At 37.4% G+C, this 16,516-nt stretch carries 14 protein-coding genes and 1 pseudogene; 3 read left to right on the top strand and 12 right to left on the bottom strand.

The features are described 5' to 3' along the window. Positions 1–222 precede the first annotated feature (222 nt). The gene (locus QK255_RS00650) at positions 223–957 is read left to right on the top strand and encodes an MIP/aquaporin family protein (RefSeq protein ID WP_002290500.1); all 735 of its coding nucleotides are present in this window, start codon (positions 223–225) and stop codon (positions 955–957) included. Between the two features lie 90 nt (positions 958–1,047). Here the strand turns inward: QK255_RS00650 and QK255_RS00645 are convergent, their stop codons facing one another. The 7 genes and pseudogenes from QK255_RS00645 to QK255_RS00610 form a co-directional block, all read right to left on the bottom strand. Next, positions 1,048–2,301 carry a helix-turn-helix domain-containing protein gene (locus QK255_RS00645; protein ID WP_283341623.1) on the bottom strand — a complete coding sequence of 418 codons (1,254 nt, stop codon included), beginning with the start codon at positions 2,299–2,301 and terminating at the stop codon, positions 1,048–1,050. A gap of 469 nt (positions 2,302–2,770) precedes the next feature. After that, positions 2,771–3,868, bottom strand: a complete 1,098-nt coding sequence (locus QK255_RS00640) for a WxLIP family cell surface protein (protein WP_002315536.1) — start codon at positions 3,866–3,868, stop codon at positions 2,771–2,773. A gap of 120 nt (positions 3,869–3,988) precedes the next feature. Then, positions 3,989–6,015: pseudogene (locus QK255_RS00630) on the bottom strand (lectin-like domain-containing protein). Positions 6,016–6,070: 55 nt separating this feature from the next. Then, positions 6,071–6,796 carry a WxL domain-containing protein gene (locus QK255_RS00625; RefSeq protein ID WP_025477444.1) on the bottom strand — a complete coding sequence of 242 codons (726 nt, stop codon included), beginning with the start codon at positions 6,794–6,796 and terminating at the stop codon, positions 6,071–6,073. 512 nt (positions 6,797–7,308) lie between these two features. Then, positions 7,309–8,208 (bottom strand): metallophosphoesterase, encoded by a 900-nt coding sequence (locus QK255_RS00620; protein ID WP_002290492.1) that lies wholly within the window; start codon positions 8,206–8,208, stop codon positions 7,309–7,311. A gap of 9 nt (positions 8,209–8,217) precedes the next feature. Beyond that, positions 8,218–8,574 carry an iron-sulfur cluster biosynthesis family protein gene (locus QK255_RS00615; protein WP_002287910.1) on the bottom strand — a complete coding sequence of 119 codons (357 nt, stop codon included), beginning with the start codon at positions 8,572–8,574 and terminating at the stop codon, positions 8,218–8,220. A 63-nt stretch (positions 8,575–8,637) separates the two neighbouring features. Then, the gene (locus tag QK255_RS00610; RefSeq protein WP_002336159.1) at positions 8,638–9,219 is read right to left on the bottom strand and encodes a GNAT family N-acetyltransferase; all 582 of its coding nucleotides are present in this window, start codon (positions 9,217–9,219) and stop codon (positions 8,638–8,640) included. Positions 9,220–9,448: 229 nt separating this feature from the next. Between QK255_RS00610 and QK255_RS00605 the strand changes: the two genes are divergently transcribed. Beyond that, complete coding sequence (locus QK255_RS00605) at positions 9,449–9,745, top strand: hypothetical protein (protein WP_002290488.1); 297 nt, start codon at positions 9,449–9,451, stop codon at positions 9,743–9,745. A gap of 139 nt (positions 9,746–9,884) precedes the next feature. Here the strand turns inward: QK255_RS00605 and QK255_RS00600 are convergent, their stop codons facing one another. Genes QK255_RS00600 through QK255_RS00585 form a run of 4 tightly spaced genes read right to left on the bottom strand, consistent with a single transcriptional unit; the run spans position 9,885 to position 13,512 of the window. Next, the gene (locus QK255_RS00600) at positions 9,885–10,838 is read right to left on the bottom strand and encodes a siderophore ABC transporter substrate-binding protein (RefSeq protein WP_002290487.1); all 954 of its coding nucleotides are present in this window, start codon (positions 10,836–10,838) and stop codon (positions 9,885–9,887) included. 22 nt (positions 10,839–10,860) lie between these two features. Further along, positions 10,861–11,616, bottom strand: coding sequence for an iron ABC transporter ATP-binding protein (locus QK255_RS00595; RefSeq protein ID WP_002290486.1), 756 nt, complete (start codon positions 11,614–11,616; stop codon positions 10,861–10,863). Further along, positions 11,613–12,569: an iron chelate uptake ABC transporter family permease subunit gene (locus QK255_RS00590; RefSeq protein WP_002290485.1), complete on the bottom strand. Its 957-nt coding sequence runs from the start codon at positions 12,567–12,569 to the stop codon at positions 11,613–11,615. Before QK255_RS00590 ends, QK255_RS00595 begins: the two co-directional genes overlap by 4 nt. After that, positions 12,562–13,512 carry an ABC transporter permease gene (locus QK255_RS00585; RefSeq protein ID WP_174126413.1) on the bottom strand — a complete coding sequence of 317 codons (951 nt, stop codon included), beginning with the start codon at positions 13,510–13,512 and terminating at the stop codon, positions 12,562–12,564. The genes QK255_RS00590 and QK255_RS00585 overlap by 8 nt, the downstream gene beginning before the upstream one ends. Before the next feature lie 149 nt (positions 13,513–13,661). Here QK255_RS00585 and QK255_RS00580 point away from each other — a divergent pair, with 149 nt between their 5' ends. Beyond that, the gene (locus QK255_RS00580) at positions 13,662–14,114 is read left to right on the top strand and encodes a YueI family protein (protein ID WP_002290483.1); all 453 of its coding nucleotides are present in this window, start codon (positions 13,662–13,664) and stop codon (positions 14,112–14,114) included. A gap of 87 nt (positions 14,115–14,201) precedes the next feature. On the opposite strand, the gene gshAB is transcribed toward QK255_RS00580, so the two are convergent. Continuing rightward, positions 14,202–16,469: a bifunctional glutamate--cysteine ligase GshA/glutathione synthetase GshB gene (gshAB, locus tag QK255_RS00575; protein ID WP_002290482.1), complete on the bottom strand. Its 2,268-nt coding sequence runs from the start codon at positions 16,467–16,469 to the stop codon at positions 14,202–14,204. Positions 16,470–16,516: the final 47 nt, after the last annotated feature.

Here is a 16,516-nt window from a genome sequence, read left to right as displayed (position 1 = left end):
TTTTTTTTTGGTATATTTATAGTTAAGCTTGGTGATTTGTGGAGAACTTTTAAAAAGAGTTGGAGTTTTACTGTTGGTCTGGTTTCTTATACGTAATGGAAATCATTTTTTTATTCACATTTGTTAAGACTGCAGAAATCCTTCCGACACGAAACACTGCACCGATGCTTTTCGTGTTGATGTTTCTTTTTTTTTGCATTTTTATAACATTTGGAGGTATTTATGGATTACTCACTAATGACCCGTCTTGCGGCGGAAATGATTGGTACAGCATTACTAATCGTGCTAGGTAACGGTGCTGTAGCAAACGTAGATTTAAAAGGTACAAAAGGATATGGCAGCGACTGGATGCTGATTGCTGTCGGATATGGATTTGGGGTTATGATGCCGGCAATGATCTTTGGCGGAATCAGCGGTAACCACATCAACCCAGCATTTACGATTGCCTTAGCGTCTAATGGATTGTTCCCTTGGGCTGAAGTTGTTCCTTATATCATTGCACAATTGATTGGTGCAGCGATCGGACAATTGATCGTAGTGGCTTGTTACAAACCTTACTACGACCAAACAGAAGATGTAAACCATGTGTTAGGTACATTCTCAACAATCAACAGTGTTGGTTCTAAATTCAATGGTTTCGTCAATGAATTCTTTGGTTCATTCGTTTTATTCTTTGGAGCTTTAGGTATTACAAAAGCACCATTCTTCCAAGATAACCTTGGTACAGCTCACTTAGCACTTGGTTTCCTTGTATGGACATTAGTTGCTTCACTTGGTGGTCCTACAGGTCCTGGTCTGAACCCAGCTCGTGACTTTGCACCACGTCTTGTACACGCACTACTTCCATTGAAACATAAAGGTTCTTCTCAATGGGGATATGCATGGGTACCCGTTGTTGCACCTATCTGTGCTGGTGTCGTAGCAGTATTCTTATATAAATTATTATTTATGGCTTAATTAAAAGCTAAATAAAAAAACTTGGTACAGCGATTGCGTACCAAGTTTTTTATTTTAGAAAAAGCAGGTGGACTTTCTAAAAGAAGTTCACTATTCGATCCTGTCGATGATTTCTTCAGGAAAATCGTCTATTTGCTTGTCAATTTTGCTGTCTTTGTATTTCTCTTCTTGGATAGTCAACAAAATCTTTGTAAGGTTCCCCCAGTCTACTGCTCTTGGCGGATCAAGCCAAACCACTACTTGAGACACACTTTCTTCATATAAATTGTTTCTATTCGTGATTATAACATCCGGAAAATCAAGTTTTCCAGCCTCTATCACTTCCGTATTCAGATTAATGTACAAACTTAAATTTTTCTTGATAAATCGATTATAGGCAGCACCATAGGAAAAATCGATGATGATCTTTACTGGCTCAGAAACTAGTTGAACGGGTATGTGATTGATCAATAACAATAAATAACTGAAAAAAAGAAAAAATTTATCTTGAAGCAACTCTTTGTGTTTTGACATTAGATCATTCATATACTCTAATAGATAGCAATAAAATGTAGGATAGTTTTGATTAAAAAAAGAAATATCTAGTGGAAATTCATCCGATTTATTAAGGGTATAATGCAAAAGTTTAAAATGTATTTTGGTTAACTCATTTTGGATCGATTTTCTCGTTTCTTTCGGTAACCGTTTGAACCGTTTTTCAAAACTTTCAATGAACCGCTCATTCAACCATTCGATTGTTTCATCTTCTTTTTTCCTCAAATACTTTTGATCTAACTTATCATGGAAATAAAGCCACGAGAGGATCTTACAGATAAAAACAACTGATTCTGTCTCCAGTACTCCTTTTAGATAGAAAAATCCTATATCTGAGAAAAATAGCGGCTGATTGTTGACAATATCTAAAGAATCTTCTTGTTCAGACAATAGATTGATTGCTAAAAAGTGGAATAATTTCTTTTTTTCATAAGCGGAAAGAGGATAATACCGATTTAAATTTTTTACCATTTTTTCTGTTTTTATAATTATAGGTAGCGCATACAACTTTTCAACACTTATTTCTGTTGAGTTAAAAAGATTATATAAAAAAAGGCGGATGTTTTTAGGATTTCCTGTCAACTTTCTTTTCTCAAAAAAAATTTGATACTTTTTTAGATTTCTTTTCAGCCCTTGCAATACTTTATACGCCACAGAATAACTCACATGATGCTGTTCAGCAAAATTTTCTATTGAGATATATTTTTCCTGAAAGAAAGCCAATACCATTTTCATGGATAAAGAATCTGTTATATAGCGAGATAATAGGGCTTTACTAGAACTTTTACCATTGATTTCCAAACATATCATCAATTCATTAACAGTTAGACGAAAATTTTTCTCTAAATCGAACATTTGTAAATCATATTTTAGCTTATCGATAGTTTTTTTCAAGAGAAATGTCGATAACGATAGTTTCTCTTGAATATCCGAGATTGATTCTGATAAATTTGAGCTTGCTTCTAAATATTTAAGTAATGAATAACTTCTATAATCTTCCTTGCTTAAAAAAAACTCATAATTCATTAGCCATCAGCTCTTTCTACGTATATTGCTGTTTCCATTCCTTCACTGCTACTATCCCTTCTTCTGCATCGTCCCAACTGTACGCTACACAACCTGGAGGATCCGTTTATTGACCATTCTTGCTGTTATACCAGTTATAATGATTATATCATTTACTTATAGGCATCTACGCTAATACAAAAGCATTTTATACTATAGAAAAAGGACTTAAATATCACGCAATAAGGAAAAACTATTATTTGTTATTTTGATTTTACTTTTCTTTCTCTTCTTTCTTTCTCAAAATAAACCAAAGGATAAGTATTAAAACGAACAACAAGAAAATCAGCGCTTCCAAGATGTAGATCCAATTATTGGCCTTTTTAATCGTCACATCTTTCGTATTCAATTCCTTGGCTTCTTTCCCGTCTATCATAAACACTTTTTCAAATATCCATTGGTCGGTATAGTTGATGGTGGTATTTTCTTTTTTTCTTGAGAATTTTCCGTTTTCATTTTCATTTCCTAGAATGGTCATTGTGAGATGATATTCGCCTGGAGTTAGTGGCTGACCATTCAAAGCTGTTGGAAAAGAAAAGTTTGTATTCGGCGCAATCTGCAATCCTTCTTTTTCCTCCTGATATAAAACTTCAGAATGTCCTTTTTTTGTAATTTTTGTTTCAATAACTACTTGATTGATATAGGTTTTTTGATCATTTTGGACGTTTGCTAAAATGACATTTCTTGCATTGATTTGATCAGGTTTAACTTCATGGAGTACTAGGTTAGGAGCAACTTCATTCAGTGTCTGTCGCATTAACAAGGCAACAGTATAGGCGTATTCATTCTCAATCGATAAGCTTTGATCCTTGTTTTCTGTTTGATCCTTTTCCGTCACAATTTCTTTGAATGTGATTCCACCAGCCAATACACCATCGAATCGATCTTTTGGCATCTTGGCATGAAAAACCACGGTTTGAACGCTTTTAGGTTCCAGTGTCACTGTCTCTGGGTAACTCACATAGTCAATCAGATCAAAGATTAGACTTTCGTCTTTTTCAATCTCATTTTTTCCATATTCAACCATTACGTTTGAATTAGTCGTTGCGCTATTCACAGAAATGTCGATTTTCACTTCTTTTTCCGTATCATTTCTCAATTCTGCTTTTAATTCTACTTCCTGATCTGGAACAAGTTGGAGATCGAAATAAGTTTTTCTTTTATCGATCTGATTCTCTGAAGTTATTGGCGTCACCGAAAAATTGAATGCACTAGCTGTCACTGGTAACTGGTTAAAAAGTGTCCCTATAATAACTAGGAGTGTTATAAATAATTGCTGTTTTGGTTTCAAGAAAATCGCTCCTTTCATCATATGTAAGAAAAGACGGGAACAAAAGCGTGTCTCTGCCATTTTAAGCTGTGCAGGAAATAAGTATTTATGGTTCCTGTTGTCCTTGGTGAACCATGCTTTTGTCCTCATCTTCTCTTTTTATTAATTTTCTGGAACATCTGCAAGAATCCAGGATAGTTTCCCCTCAAATGTTCCAATCCTTTGATTTTCTACAGGAATATCTATTCTGATTCCATGTTGAGATGTAGAATCTAAAATAGCAGACAAATCACTTTCGCCTTTTTGGTCACTTTCAAAAATCGTAACAGCAGATGACCCTATAACCGTTGTCTCTTCAGAAGTAACAAACGAAAGAGCTTCCGGGAGTTCAAACGTTCCATTTGTAAGAACTTTTTCTTGTTTCAATTGTAATATCCAACCTCCAGAAGCCCGTTCATCCATGATTTTCAATCCACCTGAAAATTGCCCAAATACACTTAATGGTTATTGGATATTTTATGTTGCCCAAAATCTACATACTGAGGAGCCGCTGAAAGATAAAGCTTTCCTTTTCTGTAATAAAAATAGATATCCGCTGTATTTTCGGAAAAGACACCTTCTGTATTCGCTGAATCAGAGTCAAAAACATATCCCTCAATATCAATAGGAACTTCTTTATAATTCTCTCCGATTTTTCCAGTGATTGTTTTCATTTCTGCGAGATCATTTTGACTCTCATTCTCTTTATAATAAACATGGACATCTATTTCCTTCAGCTTCGCAATCGTCAGACTGATATCATTTGACTGCTCAATTAACTTTGCATTCTCAAGATATTCAAAGTGCATAGTCAGTATCTTTTCGGGAATGACTTCTTGCAAGTCTGTTTCCAACTCAATAATCAATGTATCTCCAAGAACAAAATAATCTCCTAGATTGAGTGTGACTCGGTTTCCTGTTATCAGGATATCTTTGGCATCAACTTGATTTCCGTTGATCAAGATACGCTCAGGAATATTTAATTCTTGTGGTAGGTCTATACTAGTCTCCAATTTCTTATCTTCAAGAAAATTCCCAGTAACTTTCAATGTATTTCTGATAGTTATCTTATCGTTTCTTTCAACTTCAGCGATGGCCCCATAATCACTATCATTGACTTTTACATCAGCTGATGATGACACATTAGATGGAAGTTGTGTCATCGCGATAGCGTTTTCTTGAAAAAATGTACCTGTTGAAGAAGTAAATCCCCAATTTACTTCTGTAGAACCGAATTGACTGATGAGATCAGGTACAATGTGAGAAGAGCGACCGACACCTTCCAGATCATAGGTGAGACTTCTTTGAGACGCGTCCCATTGAATGATTAATGTACGCCATGTACCATCAGAGAGAAAGGTAGGTGCTACTGTTACGCCAGTATGCTCTCCGGAATAATTGTTGTTATTTGGTTTAGGAGTGACAAAGGCGACATGTCCATGTCCCTTATTATCGGCAGTTATTTCACGATCCATTCGATCAGAAGAGCCACTATTTTTATATGTGTCGAACTCAATCGAGAGTGCATTTGCGACATAAGGCTGTCCTGATCGAGTCGAATAAGAACCAATTCCCATACCTGGGGAACCGATAACTTGACTGGGATCATTAGCCATTCTAGAATCACCAGTCAATGTAAAAGTCATACCATCTCCTGCTTTATCTCGTTGATTTCCTAAATATAAATAACATTTAAATGTAAAATCTGAGCGTAAATCGATTTTATTGTTTGACCAAATAGCTCCTCTTTGAGACCTCTCTGCTGGATTCAGTTGCAATAGCTTCCCGTTTTCCAATATGGATGTGCTGGTGCCGATAGGTTGTTGAAAAATCTTATCAATAGAAATAATATTGGGATCATTAGGCAGCCCCACTCGATAAGTCGGGGCATTCTCTAATGGCTGTTTGATTAACTCTTCAGATTCTTCTTTGTCAGTGGTCTCTTTACTGTCAGTAGTACTTGAATTCTCACTGCTTTCTTGGATCTGGCTGGATTCTGTTAAACGATCGAGTGTCGAAGCCTCTTTGCTTTCTTCGACTCTTCTATTATCATTCACCAACTGATTCGATTCCAAAGAATACCCTATAATCGGAAAGATATTAGTCGCTAATAGACTGCTTAAAATGAGCGCGATTCTTCTCTTTTTCACTATATCTTTTCCTCCTGATCGTTGAATTCCCAGATGAACTGTTCTCGCAAGTAAACTAGTTATTAGGTGTATCTTCTAATGTCCAAACTAATTTAGTAGAATATTGTTGTGCTAACTTGACCGATGTACCAGGTACCGAAAGCTGTACCGCATCTTTATTTTCATTTTCATTCGCACCAAATCGATAGACCCAAGTCCCCACACCTGTTCCTGATTTAGCATTGATTGCTAACGTATTATTTCCTCCTGGTGTCAGCGTTAATTCAGAATTGACCGTTTCAGGTGTATATGTTGGATCAACCAAAGAAACAGCCTGTCCTTTCGTAAACTTCAGCTGTGCTCCAACTAGTTCGTCCCCACTGGCAGTTTTAAATTGTTCTGGTTGGGCTACACTTAATTTCCACCCAGATAGTGTTCCTCTTTTATCTGTCACTTGGACATATGTCGGTTTTTTAGAACCATCAGTCATTTCATCAGCAGATGCATAATACGTTTTATCTGCAGTAGAAATTTTTTGAGTCCCAAATTTGAATTTTGATCCATAATCAATCGATAATGCTCCTCCTGTTCCAGGACTTGGAGGGTCTACTGGATCGACAGGGACGTTGGGATCAGGATCTTCCGGATCAACTGGAGGAGTTATTCCCTCATCTCCTGCTTCAAATGTGATCGTTCCGTCTGTGTTATATTCCTTTGGGTATACTTCAGCTGCAGAGACAAAAGTCGCACTTACTGCCATACTGAATAACATCGTTGCTACTAATATAGTTTCTTTTTTCATCATTGCCATCCCTCTTTCTTTTTTTAATAAATATACAATCGATCCATAGCACATGTTTGCTTTACGGAACTTATGAGAGAGAAGAATATCGTCCCGTGTCTGCTCATATATGTCGATTAGTTGTTAGGTGATTATCAGTCCGTTTTGATTCTTATTTTTCTATTGCCGCTTGATGCAATTAAAATTAGAACTATAGCTGTCATAGTCTTTAAAATCATTTGTACGTCTCACACCCCCATCCATCAAATATGACTTGACTGTCAAGACTGCAATCAATAGTTATTATAAGTAAATAAAAAAGACATATTATATTATTTTTTGACAGTATCAGATAAAAAAAGAATAAACGCTTGCATCTAGTACTCCCTATGTTATGAACCAATTGATCAAATAAACATTCGCTAACTATTCTCCACAGCAAAAAAGCAGCATATCCACGATAAATGGATCTACTGCTCTTACTTATCCTTATATTTAACAGGGATTTTCTTTTACACATCGCTAATGCTGTCTCAATACGAAATGATCGTCATCGCTTGTTCAAATTCCTCTTGCAAATGTTGTGTTTGATAGTGCTGGAAAGCTGGATGATGGGCACGCAAGAGTACACGTAATTTCATAGGATCATAGCTGTCTAACAACTGTTCTTTCAAAACAAAATCACGAGTCAGTTGCCATTCATAATAATAACCGAATGGTCGACAACTATAAATTGCTCCATGGATCAACTGATCTTCGAACCGCCGATGCGTATGACCAAAAACTACTTGCTTGATATTTGAGTAATGGTCTAGTAATTTTCCGAATGATTCTGATCCTAAAAACGCATTTAATTTGTTCCAACGCTCATAAGGAGCAGATTGATACACGATAAATGCTCGTTTAGGGACGAAATGAGTGGATAAGATGACCTCAAGCTTTTTTGCTTCCAACTGGTCTAGCAAATTTTTTGCAGCTGCGAGCATTTCTGCATTGACCTCGAGATCTGTTTTCCCACGCTGGATGAACCGATCATACCAATACAAACGTTTCATTCGTACGATTGCATCGTAATCTTTCAATTCGGAAAACTGATAGTCGTACCAGCCATTCATCCCTAAAAGAACGGTCTGCTCATTTAAAGCAATATACCGTTCATTTAAAAAATGTGGGTCTGGAAAATGGTCCATCATCTGTTCATTGGTCACATCTGCCAACTCGTGATTGCCGAAATGAAAGGTCGTAGATAATCCTTTATTGACGAAAAATTCGACAACAGCTAGGCATCGATCTACTTTATTGGCCGTATCTCCGGCTAGATGAAGCCGAGTGATCTTGTGCTTTTGCAAAACTTGCCAAAGCTGCATCAGCTCTGATTCGCCGAATTTATTGATGTCCACATGTAAGTCGCTGATGATCGCCAATTTTCCCATTTTATCCCTCTAGTCTTTTCGAACAACTTGCAAGTTGCCTTTTCTCAAACCGCTTGGTCCTTTTAATTGTAAACTATTGTAAGTTGGTTCTAAAGCAAGTGTTGATGGATCATCCATGTAAAGTATTGCACTGTCTTTAATTTTGATTGGTCCAACTGGTGTATCAGCCACTACAGAATAAAGACTTAGATCTGTTTGTGTATCTTTTTTAACAATGATCAATCGAAATGCCGTGTCTAATTGGCAACTGACTTGGCTTTCTGCAAATGGACCGTCGCCGTTTTCGATATCTAATAAAAGTTGATCATCTGCTTCTAATTTATTTTTCAATACTTCTTGTGCTTCTTTTGTCACTTCTAATTTCATCTGTATCACCTCACGTCATAGAATAATCACTTTATTCATCAGATGCAACTAATTTGTCTGGTTTTAGCTGTTTCCTGTTTGTTGGAGAGCCAACCATTCGGATTTTGTGATTCCTCTTATCACTAAAGAAACCACTTCGCCATTTCTTCGCTCAGCATCTGGGATCAATCCTTCTTTTTTCATATGTAACTTCTCCATTACCCGCCCCGAATTGGAATTTCTCACGTCATGGGTAGCAAAGATCCTTACAAGATCTAATTTTTCGAAACCTAGTTTCAGCAAAGCAGCGGTAGCTTCAGGCATATAGCCATTTCCCCAATAGGCAGAATTGAGCGCATAACCGATTTCGGCAGTCCCATTGTGGTCATTCACACGGATATCTGTCGTTCCGATCAGTTTACCTGATTTTTTTAGTTCTATACCATATTTTCCTAAAGGATCCTTTATAAAGGATGTAGCAATAGTTGCTCTTGTTTCTGCTAATGATTGGTTTGCGGGAAAGAGGAACCGTGTCGTTACCTCATCACTTGCATATTCATATACATCCTCTGTATCTGCTAAAGTGACGGGTCGTAAAATAAGTCGTTCTGTTTCTATCCATTGATTTTCTGCCAGTACAAGGTCTGTTTTAATTTCTTCTCCCATCTAAATCCGCTTCTTTCGTTATTTTTTCTCTACTATAGCGAAGCAGGCTCCAAAAAGCAACCTGTTATTTGTCCAACCTTATCCATTCCTTAAATAACAAAGTATATTCTAAAAAATAAACATCCCTTAATAACTATTGGAAAAAGAATAACTTTTTGTTCACGGATTATTAACAACTCTTCGGTAAAGTAAACTTATCAAATAAAAAGACTTCTTTGGAGGAATCACTATGAAAGAATATATAAAAAGTATCTATTTTATCGAAGAAACACAAAACATCGAGGGTTCTTATATTGAAGTAAAAACACTTTTTGTCAATGAAGATAAAACAAAAGCATTGGATATCTATAAAAAATTAGCTGCAAAACAAACGAATAGTTTTGGATTGATATTAAGCGAGTATAAGATCAAAGCAGAAGAAAGTTATTTCTATCAATTATTAAAACGTTGGAGTAAGCTTCCTGCCGATTTTTATCGAAAAATGCAGATCATCAACTATCAGCCGCTTGCTGAGACACATGCGTGAATAAAGGTTGTGAAATTAGCGCTTTAACCTGTGTATTAAAGAAAAAAGATTTCCCAAACACATAAAAACCTACCGCTAAAAGTTAGCTGGAAAATCTAACTTTTAGCGGTAGGTTCAATTTTTTCGATTATTTTTGATTCTACTTAAATGCTTGATCCACATCTTCGATCATCAGTTTCATTGACTCTAAACCGCCCCCGCTTAAATACCAGACATCTGGTTCAAGGGAGATGATCTGCTGATTTTTACCAGCATTCGTTTGTGCTACCAGTTCATTGGCAGAAATATCATCTTTGCTGTCGTCTCCACCAATAGCTTTTGTTCGGTCTACCACAAATAAGATATCCGGATTTTTTTCTAGCACATATTCATAAGAAACACTTTGACCGTGAGTGGATGCTTCGATTTGATCATCCGTTTGTTCAAAGCCAAATAAATCATGGATGAAACCAAATCTAGAACCTGATCCGTAGGCTGACAATTGCCCTTCATTCACAAGTGTGACTAGTGCTTTTTTATCAGACGCTTCTGCTTTCTTTTTCGTCTGATCGATTGCATTGGATAATTCCTCTAATTGAGTTTTGGCTTCTTCTTGCTTCCCAAAGATTTCCCCTAAAGTAGTGACATTTTGCTGGAAAGATTCCCATGGCTTTTTCGCATCTAAAGAAAGGAAAATAGTCGGAGCGATTTGACTTAGATCTTTTTGAAAATCTCTTTGCCGGCCAGAAATGATGATCAGATCTGGCTGAAGCTGATTGATTTTTTCTAAGTCTGGTTCTTTGATCCCACCTGCTGATTCCACTTTTTTATAGGAGGAAAGATACTCAGGAAGGCTGCTCGTAGCTGCTCCAACTACCTTATCTCCAACACCAAGAGCATCCATCGTATCTAAAGAACCATTGTCGAATACGACGACTTTTTCAGGATTCTTTGGCACCTCGATTTGATCGCCATTACTGTCTTTTATCGTTAATGCTGTTTCAGCTTGCGTACTGCTTTTCTTTGTATCTGCCTGACTGGTGTTGTTACTATTTCCACATGCTGCTAAACCAAATGATGCTAGAATCAAGATACCTACTACTAATTTTTTCATCTCTTCTCTCCTAATGTTAGTTTTAGAAATAAAGACAGAATCTGCGGCCTTCAATCTCACAAATCCGTATGTCCATTTCGTACAATTCATCCAATACATCTTTTTTTATCATTTCTTGGGTCGTTCCTTGCGTAAATAACTGTCCATCTTTCATTGCAACAATCTCGTCTGCATAACTTGCAGCAAAGTTGATATCATGAAGAACGATAACAATCGTTTTCCCAATTTCTTGTACTAACTTTTTTAAGATCTGCATGATTTGAACAGCAAAATTCATATCTAGATTGTTCAAAGGTTCATCCAGTAAAATATAATCCGTGTCTTGCGCTAGTACCATTGCAATATACGCACGTTGGAGTTGACCTCCTGAAAGAGTGTCAATCGATTGATCTGCTATTTCTTCTAACCCGAGGTGTTCCAGTGATTCCTGAACGATTTTTTGATCTTTTGTCGTCAATTTTCCTTTCGTATAAGGAAATCGTCCAAATTCTACTAATTCTTTCACAGTAATTTGGACATTTATTTCATTCGATTGTCGTAGGATCGATAATTTTTTGGCTAATTCATTGGATTTCCAAGCCTTTACTTCGTTATGGTCTAAATAGATTTCACCTGTATCTTTTGGTATCAAACGACTGATCATCGACAACACCGTTGACTTTCCAGCACCATTTGGACCGATAAAAGCAGTCAACTTCTTTTCAGGAATCGTTAACTGTACATCTTTGACCACTGATTTTCCATGGTACAGTTTATTGACCTTTTGTAAATCGATCATAAGATACTCTTCCTTTCGCGAATCAATTTTGTGACAAAATAAATTCCTCCGACAAATTCAACAACGACACTCACTGTTGTATTCCAGCCGAAAATCTGCTCTACTGCGAGCTGTCCGCCTGTCAGAAACAGCATAGCTACCAGAAAGCTTCCGATAAATAGCTGACCATGACGATAAGTAGAAAATACACGGTAACTGACATTTGCGACAATAAACCCTAAAAAAGTAACTGGACCCACAAGAGCCGTTGATGTCCCTGTCAAAAGACTGACACAACATAAAATCAAAAATTCAAAACGATCTGTGTCTATCCCAAGGTTTACAGCTTGTTCATTCCCAAGATGGAAAACGTCTAGCACATGTCGATATCGAAATAACAGGAACCAGCAGCCGATAATGATCAAAGAAGCAGGCAAAAGATACTGGCTTTGGATATTGCCAAAACTTGCAAATAATCTCCCTTGAAGCAAATCATATTCATTCGGATCCATGATGACTTGTAAAAAGGTACTGACACTACCAAAAAGCGTGCCTAAAATCATCCCTGACATCAGTAACAAAAAAAGATTTGCTTTCATTTTTTTCAAAAGAAAGAAAAATAACAACAGACTCAACCCGACCATCAGCCCAACGTTCAATAAGAAAAAACCTGTACCTGTCTGCTGAAGCATCGTCACTCCTCCGATAAAGAAGAAAAGGACCGTTTGGACAAGGACATATAACGACTCAAGTCCCAATACGGAAGGAGTCAAAAACTGGTTATGCGTAATTGTCTGAAAGCTGATCGTAGCACTGCTGACAGCTAGCGAGACAAGGATAAATGCAAAAATTTTCTTACTCCTCAATGCCCACGCAAAATGCCAGTTTCCATATGTATGGATCGTCAAGTACACTCCCGTAACAAATAGAACTAGAACAAGCATACCAATAAAAATAGACGGCTTTTTAAGCATATCGTCGCCCCCTTATCAGAAGATAAAGGAAGATAGCCCCACCGATGATTCCAACGATCACACTGACTGGTATTTCATAAGGAAAAATCAACACACGAGCGACAAGATCGCAAAATACTAAGAACAAACTACCTGCTAAAGCAGTTACGCCAATGATTTTGTGCACTTGATCTCCATATATTTTAGAGACAAGATTCGGAATGATCACTCCGATAAAAGGAATGCTTCCTACCATGATCAACATGACTGCACTAGCCCATGAAACCAAGCCAATACCTAAAAGCTGCATCTTCTGGTAATCTATTCCCAAATTTACTGCAAACGATTCGCCCAGACCAATGATCGTAAATCGGTAAGCAAATAGCCAAACCAAGAACAACAATGGAACAACAGCATACAATAACTCATAATTTCCTCGTATCACAGTCGCAAAATTCCCTTGAAGCCATGAAGTCATATTTTGTACCAACTGGAATTGATAAGCAAAAAAAGTAGCAACTGAACCAATGATATTCCCTAACATGACCCCAATCAACGGAAGCATCAATTGATTTTTCTGGGAGAACAATCGCGTAAGGGATAAAAAAAGCAATGTTCCTGCGAAAGCAAAGCAAAATGCAGTCAAGGATCGGACGATCAAGGATGCACCAGGTAGGAAAATCATGGCCACTAAAATACCTAAACGCGCACTATCCATCGTGCCCGCAGTCGTCGGTGAAACAAATTTATTTTGGGTCAAATGTTGCATAATCAACCCACAAATACTACTGGTCGCTCCCACAAGGATCAAACAAATCGTTCGCGGCAAACGAGTCGCTAGCAAGATTTGTAAGCTTTGCCCATCTAACTGGAGCAGTTCTGACAATTGTACATTCGATACTCCGATGAACAATGAAATACTACTTAAAATAACTAATAATGCTACTAGTCGTCCGTAGCGCATCCAATCCACCTTTCTAATTGAGAATGATTTTCATTCTTATTTTAAGTGAATCGTTGAACAAAAGCAACCGCTTTTTCATATGTTTTAGGTATTATTGGGAATATGCTATAATCGTAAGAAAGACAAAGAGAAGAAGGAGGGTATTTTTTATGGCACAAGATGATGTAAAAAGCCATTTGGATAAGGGACTTTATGGTACACCTTTAGTGAACCCTGAAGAACAGCATAAATATTTAGGGACATTCAGGGAACGCTGCTATCTTAGTATGACTGTTGCTGAAATGATCCAACCAAAAAACAAAGAGAACTTTTTAAAAGAACTCAAAAAACATCCAGATGCTTCCATACTCTTGAATGGGGCTCTACCCCTTTCTGTCCAAAACCAATATATCCAGCTAGCAACGAAAAACAATAGCCGTTTCACTGTAGTCAACGATCACGTCACTGCAAATCCTGAGGAATTCGGATTGCTCTTAACAGCAAAAGAAGCAGTAAATGAACCTGTGATCGATATCGAAAAAAAATACCCAGAAGAAAACTCTTCGCCAGCTGAAAAAGAAAAACCAAAAAAGAAAAAAAGCTTCTGGAATCGTTTATTTTAAAACGAAAAAACACATAAATTTTTACATGCAAAAAAGCTTTTGAACAGATTGACATCAAATAGGACAATCTGTCAAAAGCTTTTTCGTTTAAAATACTTCAGGATATAACAATTTCAATACATTCATCGTCAATCTTCTGCCTTTTCCTGCAAAAGGATAAACATGCATATGCATCGCTGGATTGAAATTTGCTTCGATGATCCCGTATGCTTTTTTATCGGTTGTAGGATCGATTTCTTTATCTGGTATGATCAAATCAATACCACTGATTTTAGCTCCTAGTGCTTCTACCGCAGAAACGGCGATTTTTTTGTAAGCTTCAGAAAATTCATCCGTCATATCGATCGAATCACCGCCCGTACTGATATTTGAGTTCTCCCTTAGATAAACAATTTGATTGGCTTGGGGAACTGATTCGATCGTTAACCCTTGTTCTTTCAACATCAATTGTTCTAATTCGCCTAATTGGATCAATTCCAACGGTGCACGATGATTCGTTCCACGCAAAGGGTCACTATTTTTTTCTTCAACAAGTTCTTTCACTGTTCGGATACCGTCACCAATAACATTAGCAGGGACTCGCAACATGATGGCTTGGACTTCTCCATCAATTACAAAGAAACGATATTCCGTTCCCGGCATAAATTCTTCTACTAAAACCGAGCTGTCTTCACGAAAAGCAATCGCCAATCCTGCTTGATAATCCTCCAGATCAGCCCCTTCCTTGAAAATCGTGATACCTAACCCGTAATTTGTGGACTTAGGTTTGATCACAAAGGCCTGATCGGCAAATCTTGGATAAGCTTTTACGGCTTCTTCCATGGATGAAAATTCTGCGCCTCCTGGTACTCGGAACCCAGTTTCTTTTAAAACTTTTTTCGTTACTGTTTTGTTTTCCATGATAAGCGGAACGATATAGCTGTCCTTACTTGTCATGTTTGCATTTTTCACATATTCTACATGGTCTTGGAATTGCAGACGCAAAAATTGATCCGACTCATCTAATACTTTGACTTGGACACCTTTTTGGATGGCATCGAACATAAATATCTGAGTAGAAAGTTCCATTTCGCGAAAACCGGCCAACTGATAGGGACGTTCATGACTTTCTTTATAATATTGATGCCCCAATGCCACAGCAACTTCTTGCTGGCTCGATAGCTGTGCTTCTTGATAGAGTTTCGCTGCTAACGTTTGTTCGGGATGATCCATTTGTGTCAATGCATCCTCCACTAAATAAAGAGAATCCAACCAATCCAATTCAACCAGCATTTGCTTCATCCCTTCAAGGATTTCTTTACCTTCTTGATGAAATTCAGTCTGATGTGATGGTTGTTCTAGTGCTACTTTGTTATTTCGAGTCGTACCTTCTGCCACCCATTGGTCACTGTCTTCTTTTTCTTCTGTCCATAGCATATACATCAGGAATAATTGTAAGAAACGAACTTGTTCCGGATTGATTCCCAGCCTTGCGTAAGGGTTCAGATCGATATTCCGCAATTCAATATAACGAACGCCTGTTTTTGCCAGATCTGCGACTTTCTTTCCGCCTCGGAAACGAAGCGGTGTATAAAATTCTTTCTCCTCCGAAAGTTTCCCTTCTTCGATCATTCGCTCAATATCTGCTAAATACTGTTTCATGGAAGCATAGGAAACTTTCACATTTGGATGATTCGTGTAGCCTAGCGCACTGTTTCGAATACTGCGAACAGGTTCTTGCGGGTGTGATTCATTTATAAAATAGTTCTTCTCACTCATCGGTGAAGCACCAAATAAATAAGTGATCATCCAGCGATAGCGTAAAAAATTTCTCGCTGTTTTCAAATAAAGTTCTGTTTTGAATTCAGAAAAATCCTGAAATTCTTCCTGATGGCTGAACAATGTTCTTAACAATTCGTCACCAAATTCAAAATTGAAATGGATGCCGCTTACCATTTGTTTTCGCTTCCCGTATTCTTTTGCTAAATAACGTCGATACAAGACATCTTCGAAATTTTTTAATTTTGCAATAATGATTTCTTCGTCTTTTTCCGGTAAGGCAGGTGGCATACTTAATGGCCAGATCATCTCTTCTTTCGGTATAGAACGAGCAGTCACATCATAAACAGCAGCCAGATACTGAAATAATTCGGGAATAGAATCGGTAACAGGGGTGATCATCTCTGTTTGTGTTTCGCTAAAATCTGTTTGGATATAGGGGTGATAAGATCGATCGCCAAAGATTGCTGGATGATCGGTTTTTGCTAGATTTCCTGCAAGATCAACCCGCTGTCCTTCCCGTTCTATACCAAATCGAGCTTGGTCGATAAAAGGGCGCGCATTGTCATGCAATAATAATTGCTTAAAATTCATCATTAAGTGACCTCCAATTCATATGAATCTAATTATAATCAAAAAGTCTA

It is taken from the genome of Enterococcus sp. ZQ21 (assembly GCF_030053755.1).
Classification (GTDB): domain Bacteria; phylum Bacillota; class Bacilli; order Lactobacillales; family Enterococcaceae; genus Enterococcus_B; species Enterococcus_B lactis.
The sequence above is the reverse complement of the archived record's forward strand: the minus strand, read 5'-3'. Positions and strand labels throughout refer to the sequence as shown.